The 25173-nt window shown below is 68.7% G+C and carries 24 protein-coding genes and 1 pseudogene; 11 read left to right on the forward strand and 14 right to left on the reverse strand.

All coding sequences use genetic code 11. The features are described from left to right. The first annotated feature begins 146 nt into the window (after positions 1-146). From U3653_RS02915 to U3653_RS02935, 5 genes and pseudogenes are all read left to right on the forward strand, one after another. Positions 147-1934 (forward strand): putative bifunctional diguanylate cyclase/phosphodiesterase, encoded by a 1788-nt coding sequence (locus tag U3653_RS02915; protein WP_323124356.1) that lies wholly within the window; start codon positions 147-149, stop codon positions 1932-1934. Between the two features lie 145 nt (positions 1935-2079). Next, positions 2080-3503 (forward strand): annotated as a pseudogene (locus U3653_RS02920) (MFS transporter). A gap of 83 nt (positions 3504-3586) precedes the next feature. Further along, positions 3587-4528, forward strand: coding sequence for a DMT family transporter (locus U3653_RS02925; protein WP_195079657.1), 942 nt, complete (start codon positions 3587-3589; stop codon positions 4526-4528). Positions 4529-4582: 54 nt separating this feature from the next. After that, positions 4583-5608: a peroxiredoxin family protein gene (locus tag U3653_RS02930; protein WP_195079658.1), complete on the forward strand. Its 1026-nt coding sequence runs from the start codon at positions 4583-4585 to the stop codon at positions 5606-5608. Positions 5609-5772: 164 nt separating this feature from the next. Then, positions 5773-6114: a BP74-related protein gene (locus U3653_RS02935; protein WP_039794242.1), complete on the forward strand. Its 342-nt coding sequence runs from the start codon at positions 5773-5775 to the stop codon at positions 6112-6114. A gap of 54 nt (positions 6115-6168) precedes the next feature. Here the strand turns inward: U3653_RS02935 and U3653_RS02940 are convergent, their stop codons facing one another. Then, positions 6169-7707 (reverse strand): Rieske 2Fe-2S domain-containing protein, encoded by a 1539-nt coding sequence (locus tag U3653_RS02940; protein ID WP_195079659.1) that lies wholly within the window; start codon positions 7705-7707, stop codon positions 6169-6171. A gap of 42 nt (positions 7708-7749) precedes the next feature. Next, positions 7750-8667 (reverse strand): hypothetical protein, encoded by a 918-nt coding sequence (locus U3653_RS02945; RefSeq protein ID WP_195079660.1) that lies wholly within the window; start codon positions 8665-8667, stop codon positions 7750-7752. A gap of 120 nt (positions 8668-8787) precedes the next feature. Here U3653_RS02945 and U3653_RS02950 point away from each other — a divergent pair, with 120 nt between their 5' ends. Then, positions 8788-9534 (forward strand): lysophospholipid acyltransferase family protein, encoded by a 747-nt coding sequence (locus U3653_RS02950; protein WP_067800463.1) that lies wholly within the window; start codon positions 8788-8790, stop codon positions 9532-9534. Between the two features lie 11 nt (positions 9535-9545). After that, positions 9546-10289: a lysophospholipid acyltransferase family protein gene (locus tag U3653_RS02955; RefSeq protein WP_195079661.1), complete on the forward strand. Its 744-nt coding sequence runs from the start codon at positions 9546-9548 to the stop codon at positions 10287-10289. 80 nt (positions 10290-10369) lie between these two features. Here U3653_RS02955 and U3653_RS02960 read toward each other — a convergent pair whose 3' ends face one another. The 3 genes from U3653_RS02960 to U3653_RS02970 all read right to left on the reverse strand — a co-directional run bounded on the left by U3653_RS02960 (position 10370) and on the right by U3653_RS02970 (position 13212). Then, positions 10370-10777: a hypothetical protein gene (locus U3653_RS02960; RefSeq protein ID WP_195079914.1), complete on the reverse strand. Its 408-nt coding sequence runs from the start codon at positions 10775-10777 to the stop codon at positions 10370-10372. A gap of 103 nt (positions 10778-10880) precedes the next feature. Beyond that, positions 10881-11708 (reverse strand): alpha/beta fold hydrolase, encoded by an 828-nt coding sequence (locus tag U3653_RS02965; RefSeq protein WP_195079662.1) that lies wholly within the window; start codon positions 11706-11708, stop codon positions 10881-10883. 262 nt (positions 11709-11970) lie between these two features. Further along, on the reverse strand, positions 11971-13212 hold the full coding sequence (locus U3653_RS02970; RefSeq protein WP_324722329.1) for a helix-turn-helix domain-containing protein: 1242 nt from the start codon (positions 13210-13212) through the stop codon (positions 11971-11973). A gap of 155 nt (positions 13213-13367) precedes the next feature. On the opposite strand from U3653_RS02970, the gene U3653_RS02975 reads away from it, so the two are divergent. After that, on the forward strand, positions 13368-13796 hold the full coding sequence (locus tag U3653_RS02975; protein WP_195079663.1) for a hypothetical protein: 429 nt from the start codon (positions 13368-13370) through the stop codon (positions 13794-13796). Between the two features lie 262 nt (positions 13797-14058). Here the strand turns inward: U3653_RS02975 and U3653_RS02980 are convergent, their stop codons facing one another. Next, the gene (locus U3653_RS02980) at positions 14059-14886 is read right to left on the reverse strand and encodes an AraC family transcriptional regulator (RefSeq protein WP_323124357.1); all 828 of its coding nucleotides are present in this window, start codon (positions 14884-14886) and stop codon (positions 14059-14061) included. Between the two features lie 85 nt (positions 14887-14971). Between U3653_RS02980 and U3653_RS02985 the strand changes: the two genes are divergently transcribed. Together U3653_RS02985 and U3653_RS02990 are read left to right on the forward strand one after the other, a co-directional pair. Then, positions 14972-15835: an NAD(P)H-binding protein gene (locus tag U3653_RS02985; protein ID WP_195079665.1), complete on the forward strand. Its 864-nt coding sequence runs from the start codon at positions 14972-14974 to the stop codon at positions 15833-15835. 105 nt (positions 15836-15940) lie between these two features. Next, complete coding sequence (locus U3653_RS02990; RefSeq protein ID WP_195079666.1) at positions 15941-16285, forward strand: hypothetical protein; 345 nt, start codon at positions 15941-15943, stop codon at positions 16283-16285. A gap of 213 nt (positions 16286-16498) precedes the next feature. Here U3653_RS02990 and U3653_RS02995 read toward each other — a convergent pair whose 3' ends face one another. From U3653_RS02995 to U3653_RS03020, 6 genes are all read right to left on the reverse strand, one after another. Beyond that, complete coding sequence (locus tag U3653_RS02995; RefSeq protein WP_323124358.1) at positions 16499-17614, reverse strand: threonine aldolase family protein; 1116 nt, start codon at positions 17612-17614, stop codon at positions 16499-16501. Further along, positions 17611-18006, reverse strand: a complete 396-nt coding sequence (locus U3653_RS03000; protein WP_195079667.1) for an ectoine synthase — start codon at positions 18004-18006, stop codon at positions 17611-17613. The genes U3653_RS02995 and U3653_RS03000 overlap by 4 nt, the downstream gene beginning before the upstream one ends. Before the next feature lie 217 nt (positions 18007-18223). Continuing rightward, a complete protein-coding gene (locus tag U3653_RS03005) occupies positions 18224-20470 on the reverse strand; it encodes a heavy metal translocating P-type ATPase (RefSeq protein WP_195079668.1) in 2247 nt (748 codons plus the stop codon). A gap of 37 nt (positions 20471-20507) precedes the next feature. Next, positions 20508-21440, reverse strand: coding sequence for a DUF8832 domain-containing protein (locus U3653_RS03010; RefSeq protein WP_323124359.1), 933 nt, complete (start codon positions 21438-21440; stop codon positions 20508-20510). Between the two features lie 16 nt (positions 21441-21456). Further along, positions 21457-21663 carry a heavy-metal-associated domain-containing protein gene (locus tag U3653_RS03015; protein ID WP_195079669.1) on the reverse strand — a complete coding sequence of 69 codons (207 nt, stop codon included), beginning with the start codon at positions 21661-21663 and terminating at the stop codon, positions 21457-21459. Positions 21664-21794: 131 nt separating this feature from the next. Then, a complete protein-coding gene (locus tag U3653_RS03020; protein ID WP_195079670.1) occupies positions 21795-22541 on the reverse strand; it encodes a carboxymuconolactone decarboxylase family protein in 747 nt (248 codons plus the stop codon). Between the two features lie 119 nt (positions 22542-22660). Between U3653_RS03020 and U3653_RS03025 the strand changes: the two genes are divergently transcribed. After that, positions 22661-23215, forward strand: coding sequence for a TetR/AcrR family transcriptional regulator (locus U3653_RS03025; RefSeq protein WP_195079671.1), 555 nt, complete (start codon positions 22661-22663; stop codon positions 23213-23215). Between the two features lie 168 nt (positions 23216-23383). Here U3653_RS03025 and U3653_RS03030 read toward each other — a convergent pair whose 3' ends face one another. Beyond that, positions 23384-24100, reverse strand: a complete 717-nt coding sequence (locus U3653_RS03030) for a sterol desaturase family protein (protein ID WP_195079672.1) — start codon at positions 24098-24100, stop codon at positions 23384-23386. An 8-nt stretch (positions 24101-24108) separates the two neighbouring features. Further along, entirely contained in the window at positions 24109-24846 is a 738-nt protein-coding gene (locus tag U3653_RS03035; protein ID WP_195079673.1) for a FadR/GntR family transcriptional regulator, read from the reverse strand. Positions 24847-25173: the final 327 nt, after the last annotated feature.

Here is a 25173-nt window from a genome sequence, read left to right on the forward strand (position 1 = left end):
CTACTGGTTCGCCATGCCGGATTCCCGGGATGTGGCAACCAGCGGGATTCCTTATGTCTAGGCTATTCGTCGTGCGAGGAATCGGGTCTCGCGGCGATACCCGAACCCGGGTGCGGGCCGCGTCTGCGCTGGCGACGGCTATGGTCATGGCTCGGACCACCGGGGCGTTCTACGTCATGGGCGGGGTGCTCGGTCTGCTGATCACCGCCATCGCCCCTGGTGAGGAGGGTAATCGTCCGCTGGTGGGCGGGGCGGCAGCGGTGGCGCTGGCGCTCGGTCTCACGCTGCTCGCATGGGGGCCGCGGCTGCCGCATTCGATCCACCACGTCTACGTCGCGATCGCGACGGTGCTGGTGACGATCGCGGTGCACTCCTTCCCGAACACCGTCGGAGCGATCAGCCTCGCGGCGTTCTACGTGTTCATCGCGTGCGACGCCGCGCTGTTCTTCGCCTGGTCGCAGGCCGCCGCCCATATCGCGTTCGCCTTGGCGCTGTGCCTGTGGGTGTTGCCCGCGCGGCCGGTGACGCCCGGATTGCCGTGGTGGTCGGGCCTGATTCCGGCCGGTGTGACCTTCGGCGTCGGCGTCGTCGTCGGAATCCTGACCAGGATGGCGTCCGAAGCCGACATCGATGTGCTCACCGGACTGCTCAACCGGCGCGGCTTCGACCGGGCGTTGAACACCGCGATCCAGCAGGCCACCAGGTCCGGGCACGGGCTCGCGCTGGTGCTGGTCGACCTGGATCGATTCCAGAAGATCAACGATCATCTCGGGCACCGCGCCGGTGACGCCGTCCTGCAGCGGGTGGCCGACACCTGGTCGAAACTGCTGGCCCCCGAGCAGCGCCTGGCGCGCTACGGCGGTGACGCGTTCGCCTTGCTGCTGCCGAACACCACCGAGCAGGCCGCGATCCTGCTCACCGAACAGCTCCGCGCCGCGGTGACCACCGGCTGCTCGGCCGGCGTCACCTCATGGCAGCCGGGCGAATCCGGGTCGCTGCTGGTCAGCCGCGCCGACGTCGGCCTGTACCGGGCCAAGCAGGCCGGACGCAACCGGACGGTGCTGGAGTCCTCCCGGCAGCTGCCGCTGGCGGTGGAACTGCGCGAAGCGATCGACCGCGGCGCGCTCGACGTGCACTACCAGCCGATCGTCAGCCTCACCGAAGGCGGCGGCAAGGCGGTCGGTGTCGAGGCGCTGCTGCGCTGGTCGTCGAGCGCGCAACCGGATGTCACCACCGAGGGCTTGATCCGCGTCGCCGAGGAGTACGACCTCATCGCCGATCTGGACGAGCTGGTGCTGCGCCGGGCCTGCGCGGACGCGGCGCGGTTGCAGGAAACTTTCGCCCAGCTGGATTTGACGCTGAACGTGAACGTCAGCGGGCTGGAGCTGGCCGAGGCCGGTTACGCCGACCGGGTGGCGGGGATCCTCGCCACGACGGGTTGGCCCGCCGATCAGCTGGTGCTCGAGGTGACCGAAAGCGAACTGGCCGCCGAATCCCAGACCGCGATCGAAAACCTGCACACTCTGCGGGAGCGGGGCGTGCGCATCGCCATCGACGACTTCGGCACCGGCTACTCCTCGCTCAGCCGACTGGCCACCCTGCCGAGCGACATCCTCAAGGTCGATCAGTCCTTCGTCGCCGCGATCCGCTCCGACTCGCCCGCGCCGCCGCTGCTCGGCGTGATCGCCGCCCTGTCCAACGCGCTCGACCTGCAGGTCATCGCCGAGGGAGTGGAGACCGAATACCAAGCCGCGGTGCTCACCGAACTGGGCTTCGCGCTCGCGCAGGGCTATCACTACAGCGATTCGCATCCGGTGTCGGAGCTGATCAGCGACCTCAACGAGAACAAAGGCCGGATCGGCTCCGGCGTCACGGACGGGGAGCTGGGCGACGGGGACTCCGTTCCCGCGAACGGCTGGGTGCCGCTGCCCTGATTCACTCCTTCGCGACCGAGCGGAAATCCCTTGACGCCGTGCGGCGTGGATGGACATGCTGATCGACATGCGTTTGCTCATCTACGCCTGTTGATCCGCTGGATCGCCGCGCGCCCGGCGCGCGAACAGCGCGGGTGCGCTCAGCCTGCGCTCGCTGACGGTTCGGGCGGTGCTCTTCAAGAGCATCGGTGAACTGATCCCGCTCTACGCGCTGTACGCCCTGCTGTTCGCCGACCACGGCATGAGCACGGGGCAGATCTCCTCGCTGTTGGCCATCTGGTCGGCGACGTCGTTCCTTGCTCGAGGTGCCCTCCGGTGCGTGGGCCGACACGGTGTCGCGCCGTGGGCTGCTCGTGCTCAGTGGCGTCTTGCTGACGGCGGGCTTCGCGCTGTGGACGGTGGCGCCCTCGTTCGCGGGTTTCGCCGCCGGATTCGTGCTGTGGGGGACCTCGGGCGCGCTGGCCTCCGGCACGTTCGAGGCGCTGCTGTACGACGACCTCGCCGCCCGCGCGGCGTCGTCGGCCTATTCGCGCATCCTCGGTTACACCCGTGCCGGTGCGGAGACGGCTGTCGTCATCGCGATCCTCGCGGCGACGCCCCTGTACCTGTACGGCGGCTATGTCTTGGTCGGCTGGTTCAGCGTCGCCATCGCGGCCGTACACACATTGGTCGCGCTGTCGCTGCCCACGGCGCCGAAAGCGGTGTGCGCGGCGGACGTTGATGCTCTCGAAGAGGAAGACTTCTCCGGCCGACCTTCAGCGCCGGTCGATGATGTCCACGCCCGCACTGTCGGGGATTGTTCGGTGGATCGCACGATCTTGTCGGAGGTGGGTTCGGCGTCTCGGCCACGGGGCGAACGTTTCGAGCAGCCGAGTGTCCCCAACGGCTTCGCGTCGGAGCCCGCAGCCGTCGATCCGAAGCGCTCCGCGCCGCGGCCGGGACCGTTCGCGCGATACCGCACCATGCTGAAAGCCGGGGTCGGCGAAGCGGTCCGCGTGCGGGCGGTGCGCTACGGCGTGCTGCTGGAGGCGCTGCTGTTCGGGGTGACGGCGTTCGACGAATACTTCGCCCTGCTGGCGGAGGAATCCGGCGTCTCGACCGCCGCTGTGCCCCTGCTGGTCGGTCTCACCGTGTTCGGTTCGCTGACCGGTTCGGTGCTGGCGGGACGCACCGAAGGGATGTCGGGCCGGACGATGTCGATCGCGGTGGCCGCCGCGGGCATGCTGTTCCTCGGCGGGGCGCTGATCGCCGGCCTCGCGACCGGCCGTCCGGACGCGGTCTACCTGCTCGCCGGCCTCGGTTTCGGTTCGATCGGCGTTTCCTACGGCATCGTCTACAACGCGGGGATAGTCGCGGCCGCCCGCCTCCAGGACGCCATCGACGGTCCCGCCCGAGCCACCGTACACCTCGGTGTCCGGCCTCCTGGGCGAGGTGATCGCCCTCGCGGTCTTCGCTTTCGCCGGCCTCACCACCCAGCACACCTCCATCTCCACCCTCCTGGCCCTCCTAGGCGCCTCCCTCCTCGCCATCGCCGCCCTCACCCCGCGCTGGCTCCCCCGCGCTGATTGACCGCGAGTGGCACACCGTGGAGAGACGCTCTCGGGAAATGCCGCGGTCATGTGCCACTCGCGGCGGTTGGGTAGCGTGCGGGAGTGCGGTTCGGGCTGGTTTGCGGGTTCGGGATCGGTGCCGGGGTGGCGGTGCAGGGGCGGATCAACGGCGCGTTGGGGGCGAGGTTGGCCGATGGGGTGGCGGCGGCGACGATCAGTTTCGGGGTGGGGCTGGTTGTGCTGGTGGTGGCGTTCGCGGTCAGCGGGCGGTTGCGGGTTGGCGCGCGGCGGGTGCGGCGGGCGGTATCGGAGGGCGTGCTGCGGCCTTGGCAATTGCTCGGCGGTCTGTGCGGGGCGTTCTTCGTGGCCTGCCAGGGGCTCACCGTCGCGGCCATCGGTGTCACCGCGTTCACCGTTGCGACCGTCGCGGGACAGCTGCTCAGCAGCCTGGCTGTCGACCGGCTCGGTCTCGGTCCGAGCGGCCGCACGCCGGTCACCACGGTACGTCTGGCCGGCGCGGCGCTCGGCGTGGTGGCGGTGCTGATCGCCGGATTCGGGCACACCCACGCCGGCGGCGGTCTCTCGGTGCCCGAGGCGCTGCGCGGCACGCCGACCGTGCTGCTGATCGCGCTGCCCGCGCTGGCTGGCATCGGCCTGGCCTGGCAGCAGGCGGTGAACGGCAAGGTGGGCGCCGTCGGTGGAGCGCTGTCGGCGGCGCTGGTGAATTTCGGCGTCGGGCTGGCCGCCTTGCTCGTCATCGAGGCCTTGGTAATCGTGTCCTCCGGCGGACCGGCCGATTTCCCGGCCGAGCCGTGGCTGTATCTCGGCGGACTCATCGGCGTCGCCTTCATCGCCCTCGCCGCCCTGGCGGTCCGCTGGATCGGCGTTCTGCTGCTCGGGCTCACCTCGGTGGCGGGACAGTTGTTGGCCTCGCTGATCCTGGACATGGTCACCCCGACCAGCGCGGGACTGTCGGTCACCGCGATCGTCGGCTGCGCGCTGACTCTGGTCGCGGTCGCGGTCGCCGCTCGACCGCAGTCCTGAGGACACTCGCCGCGCATTCATATGCGAAGCGCATAAGTGTGGAATGGTGCGCTCATGCTGATCGAATACGGGGTGTGGATTTCGCGGCTGGGTCTGGCTGTCGTGTTCGGGCTGTCGGCGTGGGGCAAGCTGGCGGATCGGAGCGCGACGCGGCAGGCGGTGGGGGATTTCGGGGTGCCGCTGCGCTGGGTGCCCGCGGTGGCATGGGGGTTGTCCAGCACCGAGGCGATCATCGCGGTGAGCGTGCTGATTCCCCGGGTTTCCGGCGTGGCCGCCCTGGCGGTGCTGCTGTTGCTCACCGTGTTCACGGCGGTGATCGCGCGGTTGCTGCGGCGTGGCGAGCACCCTTCCTGTTCCTGCTTCGGCGCCGCGAGCGCCACGCCGATCGGGCCGACGATCTTGGTGCGCAACGGTGTTTTCGCGGCGCTCGCCGTGCTGGTCGGTATCGGCGCGCAGACGCACCCGCGCGTGCCGATGGACCTGCCCGCCGACAACGCGATCGGCTGCGCTGTGGTCGCGGCGGTGGTCGCGGTGCTGGTGTGGTTGGCGGGCCAGTTGCGTGTTCTGCGCCGCCGAGTGGACGAGCAGGCGCTGTCCACGCTGGGCGCGGAGGGGTTGCCGGTTGGTGCGGTGGCGCCGGAATTCGAGCTGTTCGCTCCCGACGGGGCGAAGACCACGCTCGAGGATCTGCTGACCGGTGCGAGATCGGTCCTGCTGGTCTTCGTGCACCCAGGGTGTGAGCTGTGCGCGGCGTTGGCCCGTGAACTGCCCCGCTGGCGTGCGCGGACGGGCGACGCGCTCGCGATCGTCGCGGTCGGCAACGGCGATGCCGCCGAGCAAGCCGCGTGGGGCGTCGAGCACGGGTTGGGCGATATCCCCTCGCTCGTGCAGCAGGGCAACGAAGCCGCGTTGCGCTATCGGGTGCGCGGCACACCGTCCGCCGTCCTGATCGATCCCGATGGACGTGTGGCCGCGCCGGTGGCCAGAGGCGGCATCGCGATCCGCGAGTTGATCCGCACGGTGCGGACCGGCCCGCGCAGGCCGGAGCAGGACAGAGTCCCGGCGGGAGCGTCCAGCTGATTTCGGGGCGTACCTCTTTTCTGCCCGCCTTGACCGACTGCGGTTCGGTTATGCACTGGTTGGCAAATTTCTAGCAAACAGACGGTGCCGCACCGATAGGATCGAGTCGCACCGGTGCGGAATTCGCCATCCAACAACATGACCCACCGACAAGAGGGGAAGACATGGCGCTCTTCGCATTCACCGACTACTCCGGCAAAGAGTTCATCATCCAGCTGACCAATGAGCAGCGGATCGCCGAAGCACGTCGGATCCTGTCGGGTGACGAGCAGATGTCCGTCCACGTCATGGGCCGGATCCGGAAGATGCCCGCGCCCTACAACCCGGGCTGGGACTTCCATCTGGACCCCGACACGATCACCTTCTTCACCATGGCGATCGAGGTCTGCGACGCCAGCATCATGTATGTCAACGACCACTTGGACGAGGCGTGCGGCGCGTTTCTGCCGGGCTGCTTCTGGTGTCCGTGGTCGTCGAAGCTGACCCGCGAGGTGGCCGACCGGTAATCGGTTGGCAAATGCTTCCGGCCGGCGCGGGAAGCGTCGGCCGGAAGTCGCGGCTCAGTCCAGCTTGCGCGAGCGCAGTTCGTGGCCCTTGGACGTCTTGCACCGTCCCGACTCCAGGTCCCACTGCCAGCCGTGCAGGTTGCAGGTGAGCGTGTTGCCTTCCACCACGCCGAACTTCGACAGGTCCGCCTTCAGGTGCGGACAGCGCCGCTGCACCTCCCAGCCGCTGAGTTCGGTGGAGGCGGAGTCGTCGTGCGCCTCGGAGAACCAGCCGTCGGCGTAGGCGATCCGCTCGTCGGTGAGGCACTTGAAGAACGTGTAGAGGAACTCGTTGTAGCCGCCGATGCGCCAGGCCTGGAAGCGGGTGGACAGGAAGATGGTGTTCACCCAGTCGGGCTCGCGATCGCGCAGCACCGTGCGCACCAGCTCCGGCGCGATGCGGAAGCCGTAACGGTAGCGGCCCTCGCCCTCGACCGGCTCGCGCACCGTGCGCTTGGGGAAGTCCAGCACGATGGTTTCCTCCCCGATCACCAAACCGACCGGGTAGCCGATGCCGTCGCAGATCACGTCGCTCTGGGCCATGATCGGCTCGAACAGTTTGCGCAGCGGCTCGAGCAGCGAGCCGTCGCCGCGCTCCCAGGTCGCCTTCTCCGCCTCCAGCACCGGAGCGAGGCGCTGGGCCATCCGTTCGATGTACTCGGCTTTGTTGTCGTAGATCTCGGCGGGGTCGCTCGGGTGGGTCAGGGTCAGCTCGGCGCCGCGCACGTCGGCGACCGAGCCGGGGATCATCAGGACCCCGCCCGCGTTGCCGTGGATCTCCATCTGCTCGAGGAACACCTTCTGGTCGGGGAAGATGTTGCCCTCGTCACCGCGATCGTCGTTGAGGTAGCGCAACTCGTCGTCCAGGAACACCGGCGGACCCGCGGACGGCACCACCCACGTCGCGCCGACCTGCTCGATGTAGCTGCGCGCCCGGTCCATGCCGCGCTGACGCTTCTGCTTGCCGAAGTTCGACTTGGTGCGGGCCGGGATGTCGTAGACCATCGGATACCAGATCGCGCCCGAGTACTGCAGCAGGTGGATGTCGACGTGGCCGAAGGCGTCGTGCAGCACGTCCATGTCGACCGGGCGGGCGTCGTTCATGTTGAAGCAGGTGGTCTCGCCGTCGGAGACCACGAGCCCGGAGTCGCCGATCGGGCCGTCGGCGGGCGCGCGCAGCGCGATGATCATGATGTCCAGATCCCCGCCGGGGCCGGTCACCGTGTGCTTGACCGAGTCCTCGGTCTCGAAGAATTTGTGGAAGCCCAGTTGTTCGAGTTCCCGGCGCAGGTCGGGAACGGGATAGTCCGGCAGCAGGACGGTCGCGTCCTTGTTGACGTGCTCGGCCAGCGTCTTCGCGTCGAAGTGGTCGCGGTGCAGGTGCGAGACGTAGAGGAAGTCGCATGCGCCCAGCGCGTCCCAGTCCAGCTGGGTGTTGTCGGGGAACGGGAACCAGGAACCGAAGTACGCGGGGTTCACCCAGGGATCGCAAAGGATCGACCCGGCCGCGGTGCGGATGTGGAATCCGGCGTGTCCGACGCTGGTGATCTGCACTAGCTGCTCCTCCTGCTGTTTACCAGCCAACCAGGGTAGTGGTTACGGCGTGACATCGCCGATGCAGTAGCCGTCCGTCCCGGAGCGCAGGGTGAAGGTGCGCGTCTGCGTCACACCGGAGGAGTTGGTCACCGGCACGAGCACCGCGATGTACTCGGTGTTCACCTGCTCCGACCGGATCTGCTGGTCGGCGAACTCGGTGGCCCCGGTGAGCGCGCCCTGGTTGTTCGCCAGCGGCGCGGGGCTCGGACGCCCGGTGCCTTTGGGGTCCCAGGTCGCCGGGGACGCCTTACAGATCAGAGGGTAGTCGCCTTCTTTGTCGGCGGGGTCGAGCGGAGTGCCGACGAAGCGCGACAGGTACCGGCGCACGGTGTGCCTGGCGTCCGCGTCGTTGTAGGCGATCTCCGCACCGGCCGTCGCGACGCGCGGGCAGGCGTATCCGGTCGCGATCTCGGCGCGCTGGACGGCGACGGTGGTGGTGGGACTCTTCCAGACGACCGCGTCCTCGGTCACCGTGCCGGGCTGGGCGAGCGCGGCGAGGACGGCCTGCTGGTCTTCGTACATCTCGGCCACGTTCCTCGGCGCGATGGTCCAGCACTTGTCCTGCATCTCGGCGATGGTGTGCGAGCGCAGGTCCGCCGCCCAGCGCCGCATCGCCGGTGCGGCGGCGGGCAGACCAGCGACCGCGCCCACCGGCGGAGCGTCGGCGGGAACCGGCGCGAGCGCGGAGGTGCTCGGCGGGGGCGTGGCCGGGACGGCGGCCGGTGGCGTCGTGCGAACGGCCGCCTGTGGCGCGCTCTCCTCCGGGATGCCGACCACGGAGTCGCAACCGGTCAGCGCGATCGCCGCGATCAGGGCCGAGCCGCCGATCAGCGCGGCGCGGGTCGCTCGCCCGGCCCGGTTCCGCTCGCGTGCTGCACTGCGGTCGTACTCGCGCGGTGCCGATCGGGCGCGTTCCACTTCGACGATCCTCTTCTCTCCGGGCGTGCGGTCGGGCTGCTCATGCGTCCTCGCTCCGGCGCGGCGCGCGGCGGCGGCGAACTGCCGATGGGGACGAGCAGCGACTACGCTAGCGGACTTGTGGAACCCGTCTACCGGACGATCATCGGCCTGGCCCGTACCGTCTTCTTCATCGAAGGTCTGAAGTTCACCGTCAAGGGCGATGAACACATTCCCGCCCGAGGTGGCGCCGTGCTGGCGGTGAACCACACCGGCTACATGGACTTCACCTACGCGGGCCTGCCGGTGCGCACGCCGAAGCGCTACATCCGGTTCATGGCCAAGAAGGACGTCTTCGACAACAAGATCTCCGGCCCGATCATGCGCGCGCTCAAGCACATCCCGGTGGACCGTTCGGCGGGCGCGGATTCCTACAAGGCCGCCGTGGAGTACCTGCGCCGGGGCGAATTGGTCGGCGTGTACCCCGAGGCGACGATCAGCCGCAGTTTCGAGATCAAGGAATTCAAGTCCGGCGCGGCGCGCATGGCCATCGAGGCGGAGGTGCCGATCATCCCGATCGTCATCTGGGGCGCGCAGCGGGTCTGGACCAAGGGCTTCCCGAAGCGGCTCGGCCGCACCAACACGCCCATCTCGATCGCGGTCGGCGAGCCGATCCAGCCCTTCGAGCCCGCCGCCGAACTGACCGCGAAGCTGCGCTCGACCATGCAGGAAATGCTGCTCGACCTGCAAAAGGACTACGTGCACGAGCCCGGTGCGTACTGGGTGCCCGCCCGTCTGGGCGGCAGCGCTCCTACCCTGGAAGAGGCGGACGCGATGGATGCCGCCGAAGCCGAGGCCAAGGCCGCGCGCAAGAACGCGGCGCAGTAGCTGGAGGTGTGATGGCGCGAGAACCGGTTTACGACATTCTCGCCGGCTTGGTCCGCGCCATCTTCTTCGTGCAGGGCCTGCGCGTCGATATCGAAGGCCAAGAGCACATTCCGCGCTCAGGCGGGGCGGTGCTGGCCGTGAATCACACGGCCTATCTGGATTTCATGGAAGTCGGGCTGGTCGGGCGCAAGTCCGGCCGCAATGTCCGGTACATGATGAAGGCCGAACTCGAGCACGGCATCGTCGGCTTTCTCATGAAGCACTGCAAGGCGATCGGCGTCGATCGCACGGCCGGTGCGGAGTCCTACGCCCGCGCGGTGACCGCCTTGCGCGCGGGCGAGGTGGTCGTGGTCTATCCCGAGGCGACGATCAGCCGCAGTTTCGAGCTCAAGGAATTCAAGTCCGGCGCGGCGCGCATGGCGGTCGAAGCCGACGTCCCGATCGTTCCCATGATCATCTGGGGCGCGCACCGGGTCTGGACCAAGGACATCCCCAGGCAGTTGGGTCGGCACAACTTCCCGATCAATATCCGCATCGGCGCGCCGATCCCACCCGACGATCCGCCTGAGAAACTCACCGCCACCCTGCGCACCCGAATGAGCGAACTCCTGGAACGCGCCCAACGCGACTACCCGATGGTGAAAGGCGCCCGCTGGGTCCCCGCGCGGCTCGGTGGAACCGCGCCGACCCTCGCGCAGGCGGCTGTGCTGGAACGTGAGGAGATGGAGCGGCGGCGGGGCGCGAAAGCGCGGTGATGCCGGCGTATCCGCCGCGCAGCCGTGTCACGAGGTCCGGTTGAGGACCCCGTGACAGCGGCGGTGCGGTCGGCATCCGGTCAGGCGGCGTCGATGGCCGCGGTGATCTTGCGGGCCATTTCGGCCAGGACGGGGCTCGGCGCGCCCTTGCGGGTTCCGGCGGCCGCGTCGACGGCGACGAGGACGGTGCTGCGGAAGTTGTCGGCCTCGGCCGGATCCCGCTGCTGGAGCAGGCGCATGGCCGCGGTGAGGGCGGGCAGCACGTGGTCGGCGAGTTCGGCGACGTTCTTGCCGTTCAGGGTGATGTCCTTGGACTTGGCGGCGAGTACGTGCCCGACCAGGCCGGTCGCCGACGACAGAGCGATGGCGCCGTTGGTGGCGGACTTGTGGGGCGAGCCGGTGGCGTCGGCGGCGGCCATCAGCGAGACAGCGCCGTAGGCGGCGGTCCGGACGGTGGCCTTGTCCTGGTCGGTGAGGGTGATGGACATGGTGGTGTCTCCTTCGATTGTGTTGGGAACGCGGTCGAATGGTCGGCTGCGTGGGCGGAGTGCTGAGGGCAGATCGTGGTTGTGGACTGACGCGGCGCGTCGGTCAGCGGCTCGGCGAACCCTGCTCGTCGTCGGCCGCCGCGATCTCGCGGACGGCCTGGGTGATGGCGCGGAAGTCCTTGCGCAGGATCGCACCGTGGTTACTGGCGACTTTCGCGCCGACGCGAATATTCGGATTACGGGTGCACACCGCGTCGAGGCTGGTGCGGATTCGCTCTTGCTCATCGCCCCGGCTTCCGAACGACGTCCCCGAAGCGACCACATACCGCACCGGCACGCTGATGTCGTCCAGCACGGGACCCAGCTCGCGCTCGCGGGAGAGCCTGCCGAGTTCGATATTGCTTTCGGCCATCTGTGCGGCGTTCATCCGCGGGGTCAGACCCGTGGGGCGCAGCAGCGGCATGAACAAGTTCAGCCGCTTGAAGAGCTTGCGGATCCGCTGCTCCATGGCCTCGTCGAGCCAGTCGTACGGGAACGCGCCGTCGACCAGCACCGCGCCCATGGCGCGCTCCGGATTCCGGCCGGCCCAGTGCGCCGCGACGACTGCCCCGTAGGACCAGCCCACCAGCAGCGCACGGTCCACTTCCCTGGCGGCCAGGACGGCATCGATGTCCCGGACCGCGGCCTCGAAGGAATAGTCCCAGGAACGCCCCGATTTGCCGCGAGCCCGCTCATCGAAGGTGATGTGCCGGTATTCGGGGCCGAGATCGGCGATGACCCGCCGCCAGTATCTCTGAGTGGCGAACTGGCCATTGCAGTAGACCACCGGGATACCGGAACCACCGCTGTCGGTGACGGCCAGCGCCGTATCGTCGACCGGCACCATTCCCGTCCACTTCGCCTCGGTGGAGGAGTTGCTGTTCTTCGTCATGGCAACCACTCTCGGCGCCCGGCCTGACGCCGCCCTGACAGCAAGCTGACACCGGCGCTGACACGGAATTTCGCCTGGTCACGTCTGGAAACAGCACGGTCTGCGGACAGAGCGGCGCGGCTTTGGGGTTTCGGTCTACGAAGGCGTTGTGCTCAACCCAGATACGGCTGTGTGCGTCCTTGACTGTGGTGCCGCAAGCGGAGACGGCCGTCGGGGCATGCGGATCTCGGTAGTAGTCGCGTCGCTTGCTCATGTGTGCAGTTCAGGCCAGCATGGCTTCGATTTGGGCAATGCGTCGGTCGAGGCGGGCCGAGTGTGCGGTTTCGGCTGCGATCTTCGCCTCTCGGATGGTGGCGCGTGCGGCGTCCAGGTCGCGGACCTCGAGGTAGGACTCCGCGAGCCAGGTGCGATAGAGGGCTACCTCACGGACTCGGTCGGCGGCGAGTTGCGCGATCGCACCGGACAGCAGCGCGCTTGCCCTTCGCGGCTCGTCCAGTTCGACGAAGCACCGGCCCGCCATCACGTCGATTTCCGTACGGTCCAGCCAATACACCCATTCTGGCTCGGGAAGGTCGGGGGAACGGCGCTCGTAGGCCTCATCCACCGCATCGAGCGCGCGCTTCGCTTCGTCGCGGTCGCGTGAGCGCGCACATGCCCAAGCCAAGCGGTCGGTGAGCAGGGAACGCACCACCGGAGGCGCGCTGGTCGCTCCCTTGAGCGCCGTGCGTGCCAGCAGCGCTGCCTCGTAAGGGTTGCCGACATTGGCCATCTGATAGCTCAGGCTCGACAGGAGTTGCGCTGTCAAGACACGGTCTCCGGCATCGTCGGCCGCCGCCACGCCGCTCAGATACAGGCGCTGCGCGTCTTCATACCTGCCCGCGTCGCTCGCCACCCACCCGGCGAGCTGGGCCAGCTCACCGGCCACGCCCAGCAGTCGCTTGCCCACGCGTTCGGTGTAGCTGCACTCCGTGATGACTTTCCGCACGCTGCCGAATTCGTGCAGTGTCAGCGGCAACAATTCACCCCCGCCGATGCTGTCGTCCAGGTGTCGCAGCGCGACCACACGCTGTTCCATCTCGGCGGCCAGCGACTCGCCGACTCGGCGGCCGGCGGAGGCGTGCGTCTTGGGGGCGGAATCCGCAACCAGCCATTCGTGCGCGACACGGATCGGGTCCGGCGACGGTGCCATGAGCGCGCTTATCGGGATGTTCAGAGCACGGGAGTAGCTCATGATGTGCTCTTGCTTCACGGCCCGCTGCCCGTTTTCGATCATTCCGAGCAACGACTTGCTGTAGTTCGTCTTCGCCGCGAGCGCGGCCAGGCTGACCCCTCTGCTCAGCCGGGCGTCCCTGAGCAGAAGTCCAGGATTCTCCATCGAGCCCGCACCCCCGATTCTGTGGATTCTTGTGGACGGCAAAACAATTCCCCGCTTGCCCCATTGATCCGAGACTACTACGCAGCGCCTGGTAGCGGGCGGTGCGAAGCGCCGGGCCCTGGGGTCCATTTCCGGCCTCGGAATGCTGGGCGATTTCGCGCGACCGGCCGAACCGGATGCGCAAAGAACGTTTCGACTGAGAGTGGGGGTTACGGATGAATACGTATGGCGACACTCCACGATCGCGGTGCCTGTTCTACCGGCGGGAGTGTGGGCTCCCCGCTGTGGTCGACCCGCCGGAGCTCGGGCGGATCGTGCTGCGGGCCGGGTCGGTGTGGGCGATGACGATGCCTACTCGCCTCGGGCAGGCGGTCAAGGCGCATATGCAGAGCCGGGGCGTCCCTCCCGGCCCGATCGTGGGGCATCCGCGTTCGGGGCGCTGGACCTTTCTCATTCAGCCCGATCTGCCTGATGACGTGCGATTGTTCGCGGAGTTGTTCCGGCTGGACGTGGCGGTCGCGCGGTCCGGCGCGAGGCCGGTATCCAGTCCAGCGAATGCCGGCAAGGCGCTCGAAATGCACTGCGACTGCGACTACTCAGCGTGCGCGACGCTCGTCGCGGCGGTGATAGTCAGCCGCGAGGACTACCGCTACTTCCGTCGCATTGAAATCACAGGCGATCTCGAGATGCCCACATTGGGATCAGGTGCGTGATGTGCGGCGATTCCTGCACCAATCCCTCGGACGACGTCCACGTGAGTGTGTTCCTGGACGGACTGCGCATGGATTTCGCCGCATGCGTCACGGCGGCGATGACGTTCGCGCGCGAATGGCGGCATGCTCATTACCCCGACGCGATAGAAGTCCTCCCGGATGGCGCGGAGGGTCTACCCCGCCTCCCTTGCGAACGTCTGTACTGCGAGCATGTATCGCGGCCGAGGACCAGGTCTGACCCGGGGCATTCGAGTTGAGAAAGTCAGCGGAGACGGGTGAGTGGGCGGCAAGGGGAAGGGGCGGGGACCCGGCCTCGGAGGTATGAAGTGGGCGGTACACCCATCAGACTGCGGAAATCGGCTGTCATGTGCGACTGGTCGTAATAGCCCGTGTCCGTCGCGATATCGGCTAGCGGTATGTCGTCGGTGCGGGACAGGACCCGCCGAACGCGGTTGATGCGTGCGAAGTGTTTCGGGGAGACGCCGATGCCACTGGCGAACAGATTGCGGAGCTGGCGTTCGCTGACGGACAGGCGCGTGGCCAACTCGGAGACAGAAAGCGGGTGGTCGGCGGCGATGGCGGCTACGGCCGTGGTGAGCAGTTCGCGGCGGGCGCTCTGGGCCGGATCGTCGGGTATACGGCGGGGCAGTTCGTTCTCCAGGTATGACACGACCTCGCCGTGATCGAGTTCGCTCAGCTCGGCGGCCAAGGGCGCGACCGGGCCGGGCAGGTGGTCCAGGCGCAGCACGCGATCGGTGAGGTCGGCCGCCGGAACACCGAGCAGCGTGGGGACCGCACCCGGGGCCAGCCGCAGGCGGACGCAGCCCGCGGGTTTGCTCGCGCGCGAGTAGCTCGCCTTGGTCTGCGGCCCGACGACTAGCGCCACCCGGTGGTCACCGGCCTCTTCGCGCTCGGTGCGCAGCACGATCGTGGTGGCCGTCTGCGGCACGTGCGCGAACGGCTCGGACAGGTCGAGCACGGTCGGGATGTGGCCGAGTTCGGCCAGCCACGGCCGCAGCGACTCCGGCGCGGGTTCGGATCTCTCGACCAACTCGGCGGTCACGACAGGCGGGCGCAGCAGAGTGGTCACCGCATCAACTGTAGGCAGCCGCGCGCTCGGCATGTGTGCCGGAATTTCCTAGAGACCTGCGCGAACGCCCGGCACGGTGGTGCTCATGATCGTGATCACCGGTGCGACCGGCACCATCGGCAGTGAAATCATCCGGCAGCTGAGCGAGCGCGGGACCGCGATCCGTGCCGTCACCCGCGACCCGGACCGGGCCGACGTCCCCGCGGGCGTCGAAGTGGCGCGCGGCGACTACACCGACGTCGCGTCCATGGCGAAGGCGATGGCCGGTGCGGAGGCCGCGTTCATCGTCGGGGTGCTCGGCCCGGAGTACGCGGAACTCGATCGTGCTCTGATCGCCACGGCGCGGGACGCGGGAGTCGGCCGAATCGTCAAGCTCTCCGCCATCGGCACCGGGGACACCGGTCTCGGCCGCGTCGGGACCTGGCATATGCCCGGTGAGCAGGCCGCACGCGAGAGCGGCGTCGACTGGACCATCCTGCGTCCCAGTTCATTCGCCTCCAACACCCTGAGCTGGGCCGCCGCGATCCGGGCCGGACAGCCGGTGCCGAACACGACCGGCGACGCCGCCCAGGGGGTCGTCGATCCCCGTGACGTCGCCGCAGTGGCCGTCGAGGCGTTGGTTTCCGCCGATCACGCCGGCCGGATCTACACGCTCACCGGGCCGGAATTGCTCACCACGCACGATCTGGCCGCGACTCTGGCAACGGTCACCGGCCGCCCGGTGGACGTGATCGATATTCCCGAAACCGAAGCACGCGCACATATGCTGGCGTCCGGAATGTCCGTCGAATTCGCCGACGGTGCGCTGGCTGGGCAGAAATATGTCCGTGCCGGACGCAATGCGATCGTCACCCCGGATGTGGTGGAAATTCTCGGCCGTGCACGTACTTTCGCCGAATGGGCGGCCGATCACGCGAGTGCCTTCGCGGCCGACGCGAACACACCGTAGGCTGCGTGTGATCAGCAGCACATCGAATTGCCGAACGATGTCCGCTCGGCAAAGGTGACATGACCGGCTGCACGGCCGGTGTGCTTACACGAAAAGGAAATTCGGATGCGTCAACGGGTCATGACGGTCTTGGTAGCGCTCGTGGCGGGCGGATCCGCCGCCGCGTTCGGTGGGGCGAGTGCCTCCGCGGTCGCGGTCAATCCGTTCCCCGGCGGCACGGAGGTCTACTTCGACAACGGTGAATCCGCGGCGATCGCGAACCTGAATCTCGGACCGGCGCTGAGCCAGGTGGCCGTGGCGTGGTCGCCAGGAGCGAAAGCGCTTCTCGGCGAGGGGATCACCGAACACGCCCGGTGGGCCAGCGAAACCCCCACCGGCGGGGTGTCGATCGAGGTGTACGGGGCATTGATTCAGCCGTCGCTGGTCACGGTCACCACGCTGCGCGGCTGAGCCGAATTCCATTTCGGAATCCGGTGTGCCAGGGGTATGCTCGCCCATGGCGTTATGCGCATGCATTGCCGGAATCCGCTGTGCTCGCGCGTAGCGCGCGGGCGGCGGCGAGCAAGCACGCGCGCTACGCCTGGCGACCGGATGCCGCGCGATCCGCGCCTTCGGTGATCGCCCACATGGAGACCTCCTGGCGGATGCCCGGACGGGACGACACTACGTGTGCCGTCCCGTCCGGTGTTTTGTGCTGAGTGCGTGCGAGTTCCGGGATCGACCAGCCATTTCCGCACCGATCGCCGCCGCGAAGGCGTCCACGTCGGCCTCGGTGGTGTCGAACGAGCACATCCAGCGGACTTCGCCGGTGCGCTCGTCCCAGGTGTGGAAGCGGAACCGCTTCTGCAGCCGCTCGGTGACCTCCCGGGGCAACACGGCGAAGACGGCATTGGCCTGGACCGGCCGTACGATCTCGACGCCGGGCGCCCGGGCGGCGGCCGTGGCCAGCCGGGCCGCCATCGCGTTGGCGTGCCGGGCGTTGCGCAGCCACAGGTCGCCCTCCAGCAGCGCGACGAATTGCGCCGACACGTATCGCATCTTGGAGGCCAGTTGCAGCGCGGCTTTGCGCAGGTACGGCACGCCGCGCACGGCGTCCGGCTCGAGCACCACGATCGCCTCGCCGAACATGAGGCCGTTCTTGGTGCCGCCGAACGACAGCACGTCCACCCCGGCGTCGGTGGTGAACGCGCGCGGCGGCAGGTCGAGCGCGGCGGCCGCGTTGGCCAGCCGGGCGCCGTCCACGTGCAGCAGCATGCCGCGCTCGTGCGCCAGCGCGGCGATCGTCGCGATCTCTCCTGGCGTGTAGAGGGTGCCGAGTTCGGTACTCTGCGTGATGGATATGACCTTGGGCTGGGCGTGGTGCTCGTCGCCGAAGCCCCACGTGTAGCGGTCGAGCGACTCCGGCGTGAGTTTGCCGTCGGCGGTTGGCACCGGGATCAGCTTCAGACCGGCCACCTTCTCGGGCGCGCCGCACTCGTCGCGGTTGATGTGCGCGGACTCGGGGCAGATCACGGCGCTCCACCGGTCGCACATGGCCTGCAATCCGACCACGTTCGCGCCGCTGCCGTTGAAGACCGGATAGATCTCGGCGCGCTCGCCGAAATGGCTTTTGATCAGCTCGCGCAGCCGCGCGGTGTGGACGTCCGCGCCGTAGGCCGGCTGGTGGCCCACGTTGGCGGCGGCCAGCGCGGCCATGATGTCCGGGTGCACGGGGGCGTTGTTGTCGCTGGCGAATCCGCGCGGATTCTCGTGGTCGGGCTCGGGGGAGCTGTCGCTCACCGGTCCTCCTCGCTCAGCAGTGGGAAAGCGCCGTTCTCGTCATGGACCTCGCGGCCGGTGAGAGGCGGGTCGAACACGCAGACCGCGCGGAACCGGGTGTGGGCGCGCAGGATGTGCCGCTGGTGTGCGTCCACCAGGTACAGCACACCGGGTTCGAGCGGATGCGTCTGCCCGGTCTCGCCGTCGATCACTTCGCCATGCCCCTCGATCACGTAGACGGCTTCGACGTGGTTGGCGTACCACATCTCGAGCTCGGCGCCCGCCTCGACCACCGTGTCGTTCACAGAGAAGCCGACCTTCTCCTCGGCGAGCACCAAGCGACGGCTGTTCCATGCGGGACCCCGCACTTCCCGCTCGGTGCCGACGATCTCTTTCAGTGAACGGACGATCATGGGTTTCCTTTGTTCGTGCTCCACCGGGTGGGTCGGACGGTGGCCGGATCGCGGTCCTCGCTGACTCCGGCGACCTGAGTGCTTCCTGCGAACACCAAAGATCATGGCCGCTCGCGCGGCATGCCCGACAGTGGCGGAATTGCCCCGTATCGCAAAAATCAAGTCATGCTGACGCGCGGACGGGACGACACCGGTTGTGCCGTCCCGTCCGGTGGGTCTAGTTCGCCGTCGAGCGGAAACCGCGCAACCGCAAGCTGTTGCTCACCACGAAGACCGAGGAGAACGCCATCGCGGCGCCCGCGAGCATCGGGTTGAGCAAGCCCGCCATGGCCAGCGGAATCGCGGCCACGTTGTAGGCGAACGCCCAGAACAGGTTGCCCTTGATGGTCGCGAGGGTGCGGCGCGACAGCCGGATCGCGTCCGCCGCCGCCCGCAGATCACCGCGGACCAGGGTCAGATCGCCCGCCTCGATGGCGACATCGGTGCCGGTGCCCATGGCCAGGCCCAGGTCGGCCTGCGCCAGCGCCGCGGCGTCGTTCACGCCGTCGCCCACCATCGCGACCACTTTGCCTTCGGCCTGCAACCGCTTGACGGTGGCGACCTTGTCCTGCGGCAGCACCTCCGCGATCACCGCATCGATGCCGACCTGTGCGGCGATCGCGTCGGCGGCGGCGCGGTTGTCGCCGGTCAGCATGATCGGGGTGAGCCCGAGGGCGCGCAGCTGGGAAACCGCCTCGGCAGAGGTGGGTTTCACCGCGTCGGCCACGACGAGCACGCCGCGCGCCTTGCCGTCCCAGCCCACCGCGACGGCGGTCTTCCCTTCGGCTTCTGCGGCGCGCATCGCGCGAGTGAGATCGTCGTCGAGGTGCTGCGACCAGTCGGCGAGCAGCCGGGCGCGGCCGACGACCACCGCGTGGCCGTCCACCACGCCTTGCACGCCGAGGCCCTCGACATTCGCGAAATCCTCGACCGGCTTCAGCTCGCCCCCCCGCTCGCGGGCGCCCTTGGCGATGGCATGGGCGATGGGGTGTTCGGAGGAATCCTCCAGCGCCCCGGCCAGTTCCAGGATCCGCTCGGCCTGCTCGCCCTCGGCCGCGACGACATCGAGCAGCGTCATCTTGCCCGCGGTGACGGTGCCGGTCTTGTCCAGCACGATCGTGTCCACCCGCCGGGTCGACTCCAGCACCTCGGGGCCCTTGATCAGGATGCCGAGCTGCGCGCCGCGTCCGGTGCCGACCATCAGCGCGGTCGGCGTGGCCAGCCCGAGCGCGCACGGGCAGGCGATGATGAGCACGGCCACCGCGGCGGTGAACGCCGCGGCCACCGAACCGCCGGTGCCGAGCCAGAAGCCGAGCGTCGCGACCGACAGCGCGATGACGATCGGCACGAAGATCCCGGCGATCCGGTCGGCCAGCCGCTGCGCCTGCGCCTTGCCGGTCTGCGCGTCCTCGACGAGCTCGGCCATCTGCGCCAGCTGGGTGTCCGAACCGATTCGCGTGGCACGCACCACGATCCGGCCGCCCACGTTGACGGTCGCGCCGACCACGGCGTCGTCCCGGCCCACCTCGACCGGCACCGACTCGCCGGTGAGCATCGAGGCGTCCACGGCGGAGGAACCTTCCGTCACGATGCCGTCGGTGGCGATCTTCTCGCCGGGCCGCACCACGAACCGGTCGCCGACCCGTAGCTGCTCCACCGGAATGCGCTGCTCGGTTCCGCCGCGCAGGACGGAGACCTCCTTGGCCCCGAGTTCGAGCAGGGCACGCAGCGCCGCGCCCGCCCGTCGTTTGGCGCGGGCCTCGAAGAAGCGTCCGGCCAGGATGAACGTGGTGACGCCGGCGGCGGCCTCCAGGTAGATGCTGCCGGTGCCGTCCATCCGCGCGATGGTGAATTCGAATGGATGCGTCATGCCCGGCGTGCCCGCGGTGCCCCAGAACAGGGCGTACAGCGACCAGCCGAATGCGGCCAGCGTCCCCATGGAGATCAAGGTGTCCATGGTCGACGCGCCGTGGCGCAGGTTGGTCCACGCCGCGCGGTGGAACGGCAGCGCGCCCCACACCACGACCGGCGCGGCCAAGGTCAGCGACAGCCACTGCCAGTTGGTGAACTGCAAGGCCGGGATCATCGCCATGGCGATCACCGGCGCCGACAGCACCAGCGAAACCAGCAGGCGAGTGCGCAGGGCGGCGGCGGGATCTTCTTCCGCGGCGCTCTCCTGCGGCTTCGGGGCAGCGGGCAGGGCCGCGGTGTAACCCGCTTGTTCGACGGTGGCGATCAGGTCGTCCGGCGAGATGTCCCCGGTGACCTCGACGCGGGCCTTCTCGGTGGCGTAGTTCACCGTCGCGGTGACGCCGTCGAGTTTGTTGAGCTTCTTCTCGATCCGGGCGGCGCAAGACGCGCAGGTCATTCCACCGATCACGAGTTCGACCTGCCCGGAGGGCGGCGGTTGTGTCGCGGTGGTCATCGTGGGTGCTCCGTTCTGTGCGCGGACGGTTGTCGGGTCAGTGCGCGTGGCCGTCCGGCTGCTGACCAGTGTGTTCGTTGTGGTGCGGGGCGTCTACAGCGGGGGTGCCCGGCGCGACGGTCACGGTGAATTCGGCGGTGCGCACCACGCCCTCGTGCTGGAAATCGAGGAACAAGCGGTAGTCGCCCGCGCTCGGGGCCGTGACGGCGAAGGTGATGCCCGGTCCGGCCGCGGTCACGCCGTCGCCGGGGTGGCCTTCCGGATGGACGTGCAGGTAGCCCAGGTCGGCGGCGCGCAGGGCCACGAGATGGCCGTAAGCGCCCAGGTAGGGCTGCAAGTCGGTCACCGGTTTGCCCGCGCGGCTCACCGAGAGCGTCACCTTCGACGCCCGGCCGGGGACTACGGTTCCGTCCAGGGTGACGGTGTAGTCGCCGACGGTGGTGGCGGCCGCCGCGGGCAGCGGCTGGGGGTCGTAGAGACCCGCCACCAGCAGATCCGCGCCGAGTGTCAGGTTCTCGCCGCCCTCGGGGGTGAAGTCGGCGAAGACCCGGTAGTCACCGGCGCGGCCGAGGTCGAGCGGGACGCTCCAAGTGCCGTCGGCATCGAGCACCGGGTGGACGTGCTGGAAGGCGGCCATATCGCGGCGCACGACGATCAAGTGCAGATCCTTGTCGTGATTGCGCACATAGCGGGTGACGGGTTTTCCGTCCCGGTCCAGGATGCGGAAGCGCAGCGGCACGTTCGCGGCGGCGGTGGTCCGGGTGGTGTCCAGCCGCAGGGTGTAGCCGCGGTCGGTGGCCATCATTCCTCCAGGTAGTGCGTCGGCGCCTTGGGCGGTGTCGTGCGCTTTCGCGTCGTGAGCGGCGGGTTCGGCGGGCTCCGGCCCGATCACCGCACCGGCCGCGAGGGCGATCCCGAAAATCGCGGCGAGGCCGAGGGCGAAGCCGCCGAATTTGGTGGATGCGTTCATCGGTGTGTTCCGCCCGTCAGCCTGCGACCGCGTAGCCGGCGCGGGCCACGGCGGCGGCGAGTTCCGCGCGCTCGATCGGGCTCGCGCTCTCGACGCTCACCAGCCCGTCGGCGAGATCGACGGCGACGGAACCGACGCCGTCGATGCGACCGATCTCGGTGCGGACCTTGGCGGCGCAACCGCCGCAGGTCATGCCGGTGACGGTCACGGTGGTGGTGCTCATGGTCGGTGTCCTCCTGCGAGTGCGTCTGTTTCTGCAATCTACCATACCCCCCTAGGGTATAGACGTGTCAAGCTCGGCGCAGACGAAAGCCCGGCCCGCGACGAGTCGCGGACCGGGCTGCGCGGGTGGGATCAGCGGTAGGTCACCAGCGCGACGGCGGGCGCCGACACCACCTGCACGTCGGCGGTGTCGGATACCTTGACGTGCAGGAAGCCGCCTTCGATCGCGATGTGGACGTCATCGACGGTGCGGGTGGAGCGTCCCTCCCTGTCTGTCAGGGAATAGCCATCGGCCAACACGACCTTGCTCGCGAGCCGCCATTTCGCTTCCATCGCCGTGCCTTTCGCCGGTGCCGCGGGCGGGAAGTCGAGTTCCGGCTCGGCGACATGGTTGAAGTAGTTGGACAAGACGTTCAATGCGACGTGGCCGACGATCTCGCTGAGCTCGGCGTCGCTGACGCCCCTGGCGCGCGCCGAGGCGAGCGCGGCGTCGTCGATCCGGCCGCGGGAGTGGAGCACGTCACGGGCGACGCGCAGGATCGCGTCGGCGTGCGGATCGTCGGCGCGTGCCGCGCGGGTGTCGGCGATCGCCTGTCCGCTGAAGCCCATCCGGTCGGCGCGCATGGTGTGCGCGGCGGTGCAGTAGTCGCAGCCGTTCTCGCTGGCGACCAGCAAGGCGAGTTGCTCGCGCGCCCGGGCCGAGAGCTTTCCCTTGGTCAGCGCGTCGCGCAGGCTCAGGTATCCGCGCAAGGTGGCGGGGCTGTTCGCCATGGCTGCGTAGAGATTCGGGACCCGGCCCAGCTGGCGCTGTACCTCGGCGAGCAGGTCGGACTGCTCGGCGTCGGCGGAGTCGGTGGACACAAGGGGCAGGCGGGACATCGAAGCCTCCAGCTCGAACAAGATGGTACCGATCGGTTCCGAATCAAGACGGTACTGATCGGTTCCGTCTTGGTCAAGCTGGATGGTACTGACCGGTTCCGTTCTGCTACCGTGGCGGCATGCCAACCCAGGCCAAGCAGCGCTTGCTCACCACGGCGGAAGAGTTGTTCTACGCCGAGGGGATTCGCGCCGTCGGTCTCGATCGCCTGCTGCAAGAGTCCGGCGTGGGCCGGGCTTCCTTCTATCGCCACTTCGCGAGCAAGGACGACCTCGTCGTGGCGGTGCTGGAGGATCGAGACCACCGGTGGCTGGACTGGCTGCGCGAATCGGTCGAGCAGACCGGCGACCCGGCCGCGCGTCCGCTCGCGGTCTTCGACGCGCTGGCACGGCGGTTCGCGCGCAAGGATTTTCGCGGCTGCGCGTTCATCAACACCATGGTCGAGGTGGCCGATCGCGAGAGCGCCGCCCATCAGGTCGCCGATCGGCACAAGCGCCGCGTGATCGACTACCTGAACGAATTGCTCACCGAGGCGGGGCGATCCGACGCGGGCGAGTTGGCCGCCGAACTCGCGCTGCTGGTGGACGGGGCGATCGTCACCGCCGTCCGTGAGGGGACTCCGGACGCGGCGTCTCGTGCCAGGGCCATCGCGGAGCGCCTGCTCGCGGCGGGGTGAGAGCCGGCGTGGCATGCCGACTCCGAGCTTTGGCCGCGTTGACCGCCTGGTGGAGTCGTCGGGGGACAGCCTTGGGCGGAGCGATCGGAATCACCCGGTAGGGCGGTGCGGAGGGGATACGCGCACCGGTGCCGCCCCGCTGACCTCGCGGGGCGGCGCCTGCTCGGATCAGGCCGAATGCAGGTTGCGGGCGGTGGGTGAGGTCTCGGTCGTGGCCGGGTCGGGGTAGGTGCCGAAGAGACGGTCGGCGGTGCCGGAACTGGTGACCGTGAACCAGTAGTGCTCGTTCTTGTAGTGATGATGGCGGTGGTTGCGCCAAATCGCCCGGTAGAGCGAGCCTTTCGGCTTGTAGTCGGTGTGGATCAGGTAGTGCGTCCACTCGTAGCCGAGGCCGAGCAGGGTGATGGCGATCAGGAAGGTCAGGCCGAGGCCGAGGCGGGGGAAGGCGAACAGCGCCAGCGCGATCAGCACCACCACCAGCACCGCGAGTGTCTTCGCCGGGATGAAGATCAGCGGGATGTCCCGCGGATCGACGTGGTGCTCGCGGTGCTTGCGGGCGAGTTCGCTGTCGAGCGCGATCGGGCCGAGCCGCCGTGGCCGCCAATGCAGCACGGTGACGTGCACGATCCACTCGAAGACCGGGAACACCGCCAGCATCACGGCGGGGACCAGCAGGTCGGTGAGTTGCCAGTCGCCGACGACCACACGGGCGATCAGCGCGCCCGCCAGCGTGGCGCCGATCATCCACGGCGAGGGGTGCCGGACGAATTCTTCGAATGCCCGGCCCAGGGTGAGTCCGCGCCGCAGCGTCCGCTCGTCCCTGCGCACCCGCTCCCGAGCGTTCGCGTCGGTCGAAGCGTTTTCGGAGGCTTCGGGTTTCGTCATGATCGTTCCTAGCTGTGCGTGACCGGCGGTCCGCCGAGGACCTCGATCAGGGCGGTGGTCGCCGGCTCGAGCAGCGCCCGAGCGGTGGTGGCGGCCTTCTGTGGCCGGCCCGCGGCGATGGCGGTGGCCAGTTCGCGGTATGCCTCGATGTTGCCCACCTCGGCGGACATGATCGGGGCCAGCGCCGCGAGCGCCGGTTCATAGGCGGCGCGCAACATGTTGAACATCAGCCGGAACACGATCGAGTCGGCCGCGTCCACGACGTGATCCCAGAACTCCATCGCATGCCGCTGCTGCGCGATCGGGTCCTGCTCGGCGGCCAGCGCGTCGAGGGAGGACTCCAGCAGCGGGCGGACCTCGGCCGCGCCGATCGCGCCTACCCGCCGGGCGGCCAGCTCCGCCACTTTGGGCCCGTTGTGCAGGCGGGCCTCGAGGATGCTGCGCGCTACGGCGGGGTCCAGTTCTCCGGCCTGCACCAATAGCCTGGGCAGGACCTCGAGCCCCGCCCCGCGCCGATAGTCCAGCACAGTCGTCGCATCGCCTTGGCGCACCGACACCAGCCCCGCGGCGGCCAGCCGCTGCAAGGCCTCCCGTACCGCGGGCCGGGACACCCCGAGCGCCTCCGCCAACTGCCGCTCACTGGGCAAGGTCGCCCCTGGCGCCAGCTCGCCGCTGAGCACGTCCGCGGCGATCTGCTCGAACACGTCCGCCGACACCGATCGCTTGACCACAGGTTGCAACGCCATGCGTCCACTGTGCGCCGATTTGGTCAGGAGGTCAAGTGGTCAGACCAATTTGCCGTGCTGTAACCCATTGGCGCTCATTGACCGGTCGCTGGTTCGTTCCTGTGCCCGAGTCGAGCTGATCCCGGCCGGGACCCCAGGGCGCTCGGGTAATTCGGTAGTCACCTGCCGCCGGGCGGGTTAGCATCGCTCGTTCGTATTCGAGGTGGAGACCCATACCGAGGAGGTGGAGCGGGATGACCGCGCCGAAAACCACCGTCACGCACGACATCCGGACCGTCCAATCGTCTCGGGTACCGGTCTGATCCCTTCCGTCCGGCGTTCGTGCCG

The sequence above is a fragment of the Nocardia implantans genome, from assembly GCF_035544775.1.
Lineage (GTDB): Bacteria > Actinomycetota > Actinomycetes > Mycobacteriales > Mycobacteriaceae > Nocardia > Nocardia implantans.

Bases quoted from the DNA above. Each gene is read 5' to 3' on its own strand.
- U3653_RS03010 (WP_323124359.1), bottom strand. From the start codon at position 21,440: ATGAACGCATCCACCAAATTCGGCGGCTTCGCCCTCGGCCTCGCCGCG.
- U3653_RS02930 (WP_195079658.1), top strand. From the start codon at position 4,583: ATGCTGATCGAATACGGGGTGTGGATTTCGCGGCTGGGTCTGGCTGTC.
- U3653_RS02990 (WP_195079666.1), top strand. From the start codon at position 15,941: ATGCGTCAACGGGTCATGACGGTCTTGGTAGCGCTCGTGGCGGGCGGA.
- U3653_RS02960 (WP_195079914.1), bottom strand. From the start codon at position 10,777: ATGTCCATCACCCTCACCGACCAGGACAAGGCCACCGTCCGGACCGCC.
- U3653_RS03005 (WP_195079668.1), bottom strand. From the start codon at position 20,470: ATGACCACCGCGACACAACCGCCGCCCTCCGGGCAGGTCGAACTCGTG.
- U3653_RS03000 (WP_195079667.1), bottom strand. From the start codon at position 18,006: ATGATCGTCCGTTCACTGAAAGAGATCGTCGGCACCGAGCGGGAAGTG.
- U3653_RS03020 (WP_195079670.1), bottom strand. From the start codon at position 22,541: ATGTCCCGCCTGCCCCTTGTGTCCACCGACTCCGCCGACGCCGAGCAG.
- U3653_RS02935 (WP_039794242.1), top strand. From the start codon at position 5,773: ATGGCGCTCTTCGCATTCACCGACTACTCCGGCAAAGAGTTCATCATC.
- U3653_RS03035 (WP_195079673.1), bottom strand. From the start codon at position 24,846: ATGGCGTTGCAACCTGTGGTCAAGCGATCGGTGTCGGCGGACGTGTTC.
- U3653_RS02970 (WP_324722329.1), bottom strand. From the start codon at position 13,212: ATGGACCCCAGGGCCCGGCGCTTCGCACCGCCCGCTACCAGGCGCTGC.
- U3653_RS02985 (WP_195079665.1), top strand. From the start codon at position 14,972: ATGATCGTGATCACCGGTGCGACCGGCACCATCGGCAGTGAAATCATC.
- U3653_RS02955 (WP_195079661.1), top strand. From the start codon at position 9,546: ATGGCGCGAGAACCGGTTTACGACATTCTCGCCGGCTTGGTCCGCGCC.
- U3653_RS03025 (WP_195079671.1), top strand. From the start codon at position 22,661: ATGCCAACCCAGGCCAAGCAGCGCTTGCTCACCACGGCGGAAGAGTTG.
- U3653_RS03015 (WP_195079669.1), bottom strand. From the start codon at position 21,663: ATGAGCACCACCACCGTGACCGTCACCGGCATGACCTGCGGCGGTTGC.
- U3653_RS02915 (WP_323124356.1), top strand. From the start codon at position 147: ATGGCTCGGACCACCGGGGCGTTCTACGTCATGGGCGGGGTGCTCGGT.
- U3653_RS03030 (WP_195079672.1), bottom strand. From the start codon at position 24,100: ATGACGAAACCCGAAGCCTCCGAAAACGCTTCGACCGACGCGAACGCT.
- U3653_RS02965 (WP_195079662.1), bottom strand. From the start codon at position 11,708: ATGACGAAGAACAGCAACTCCTCCACCGAGGCGAAGTGGACGGGAATG.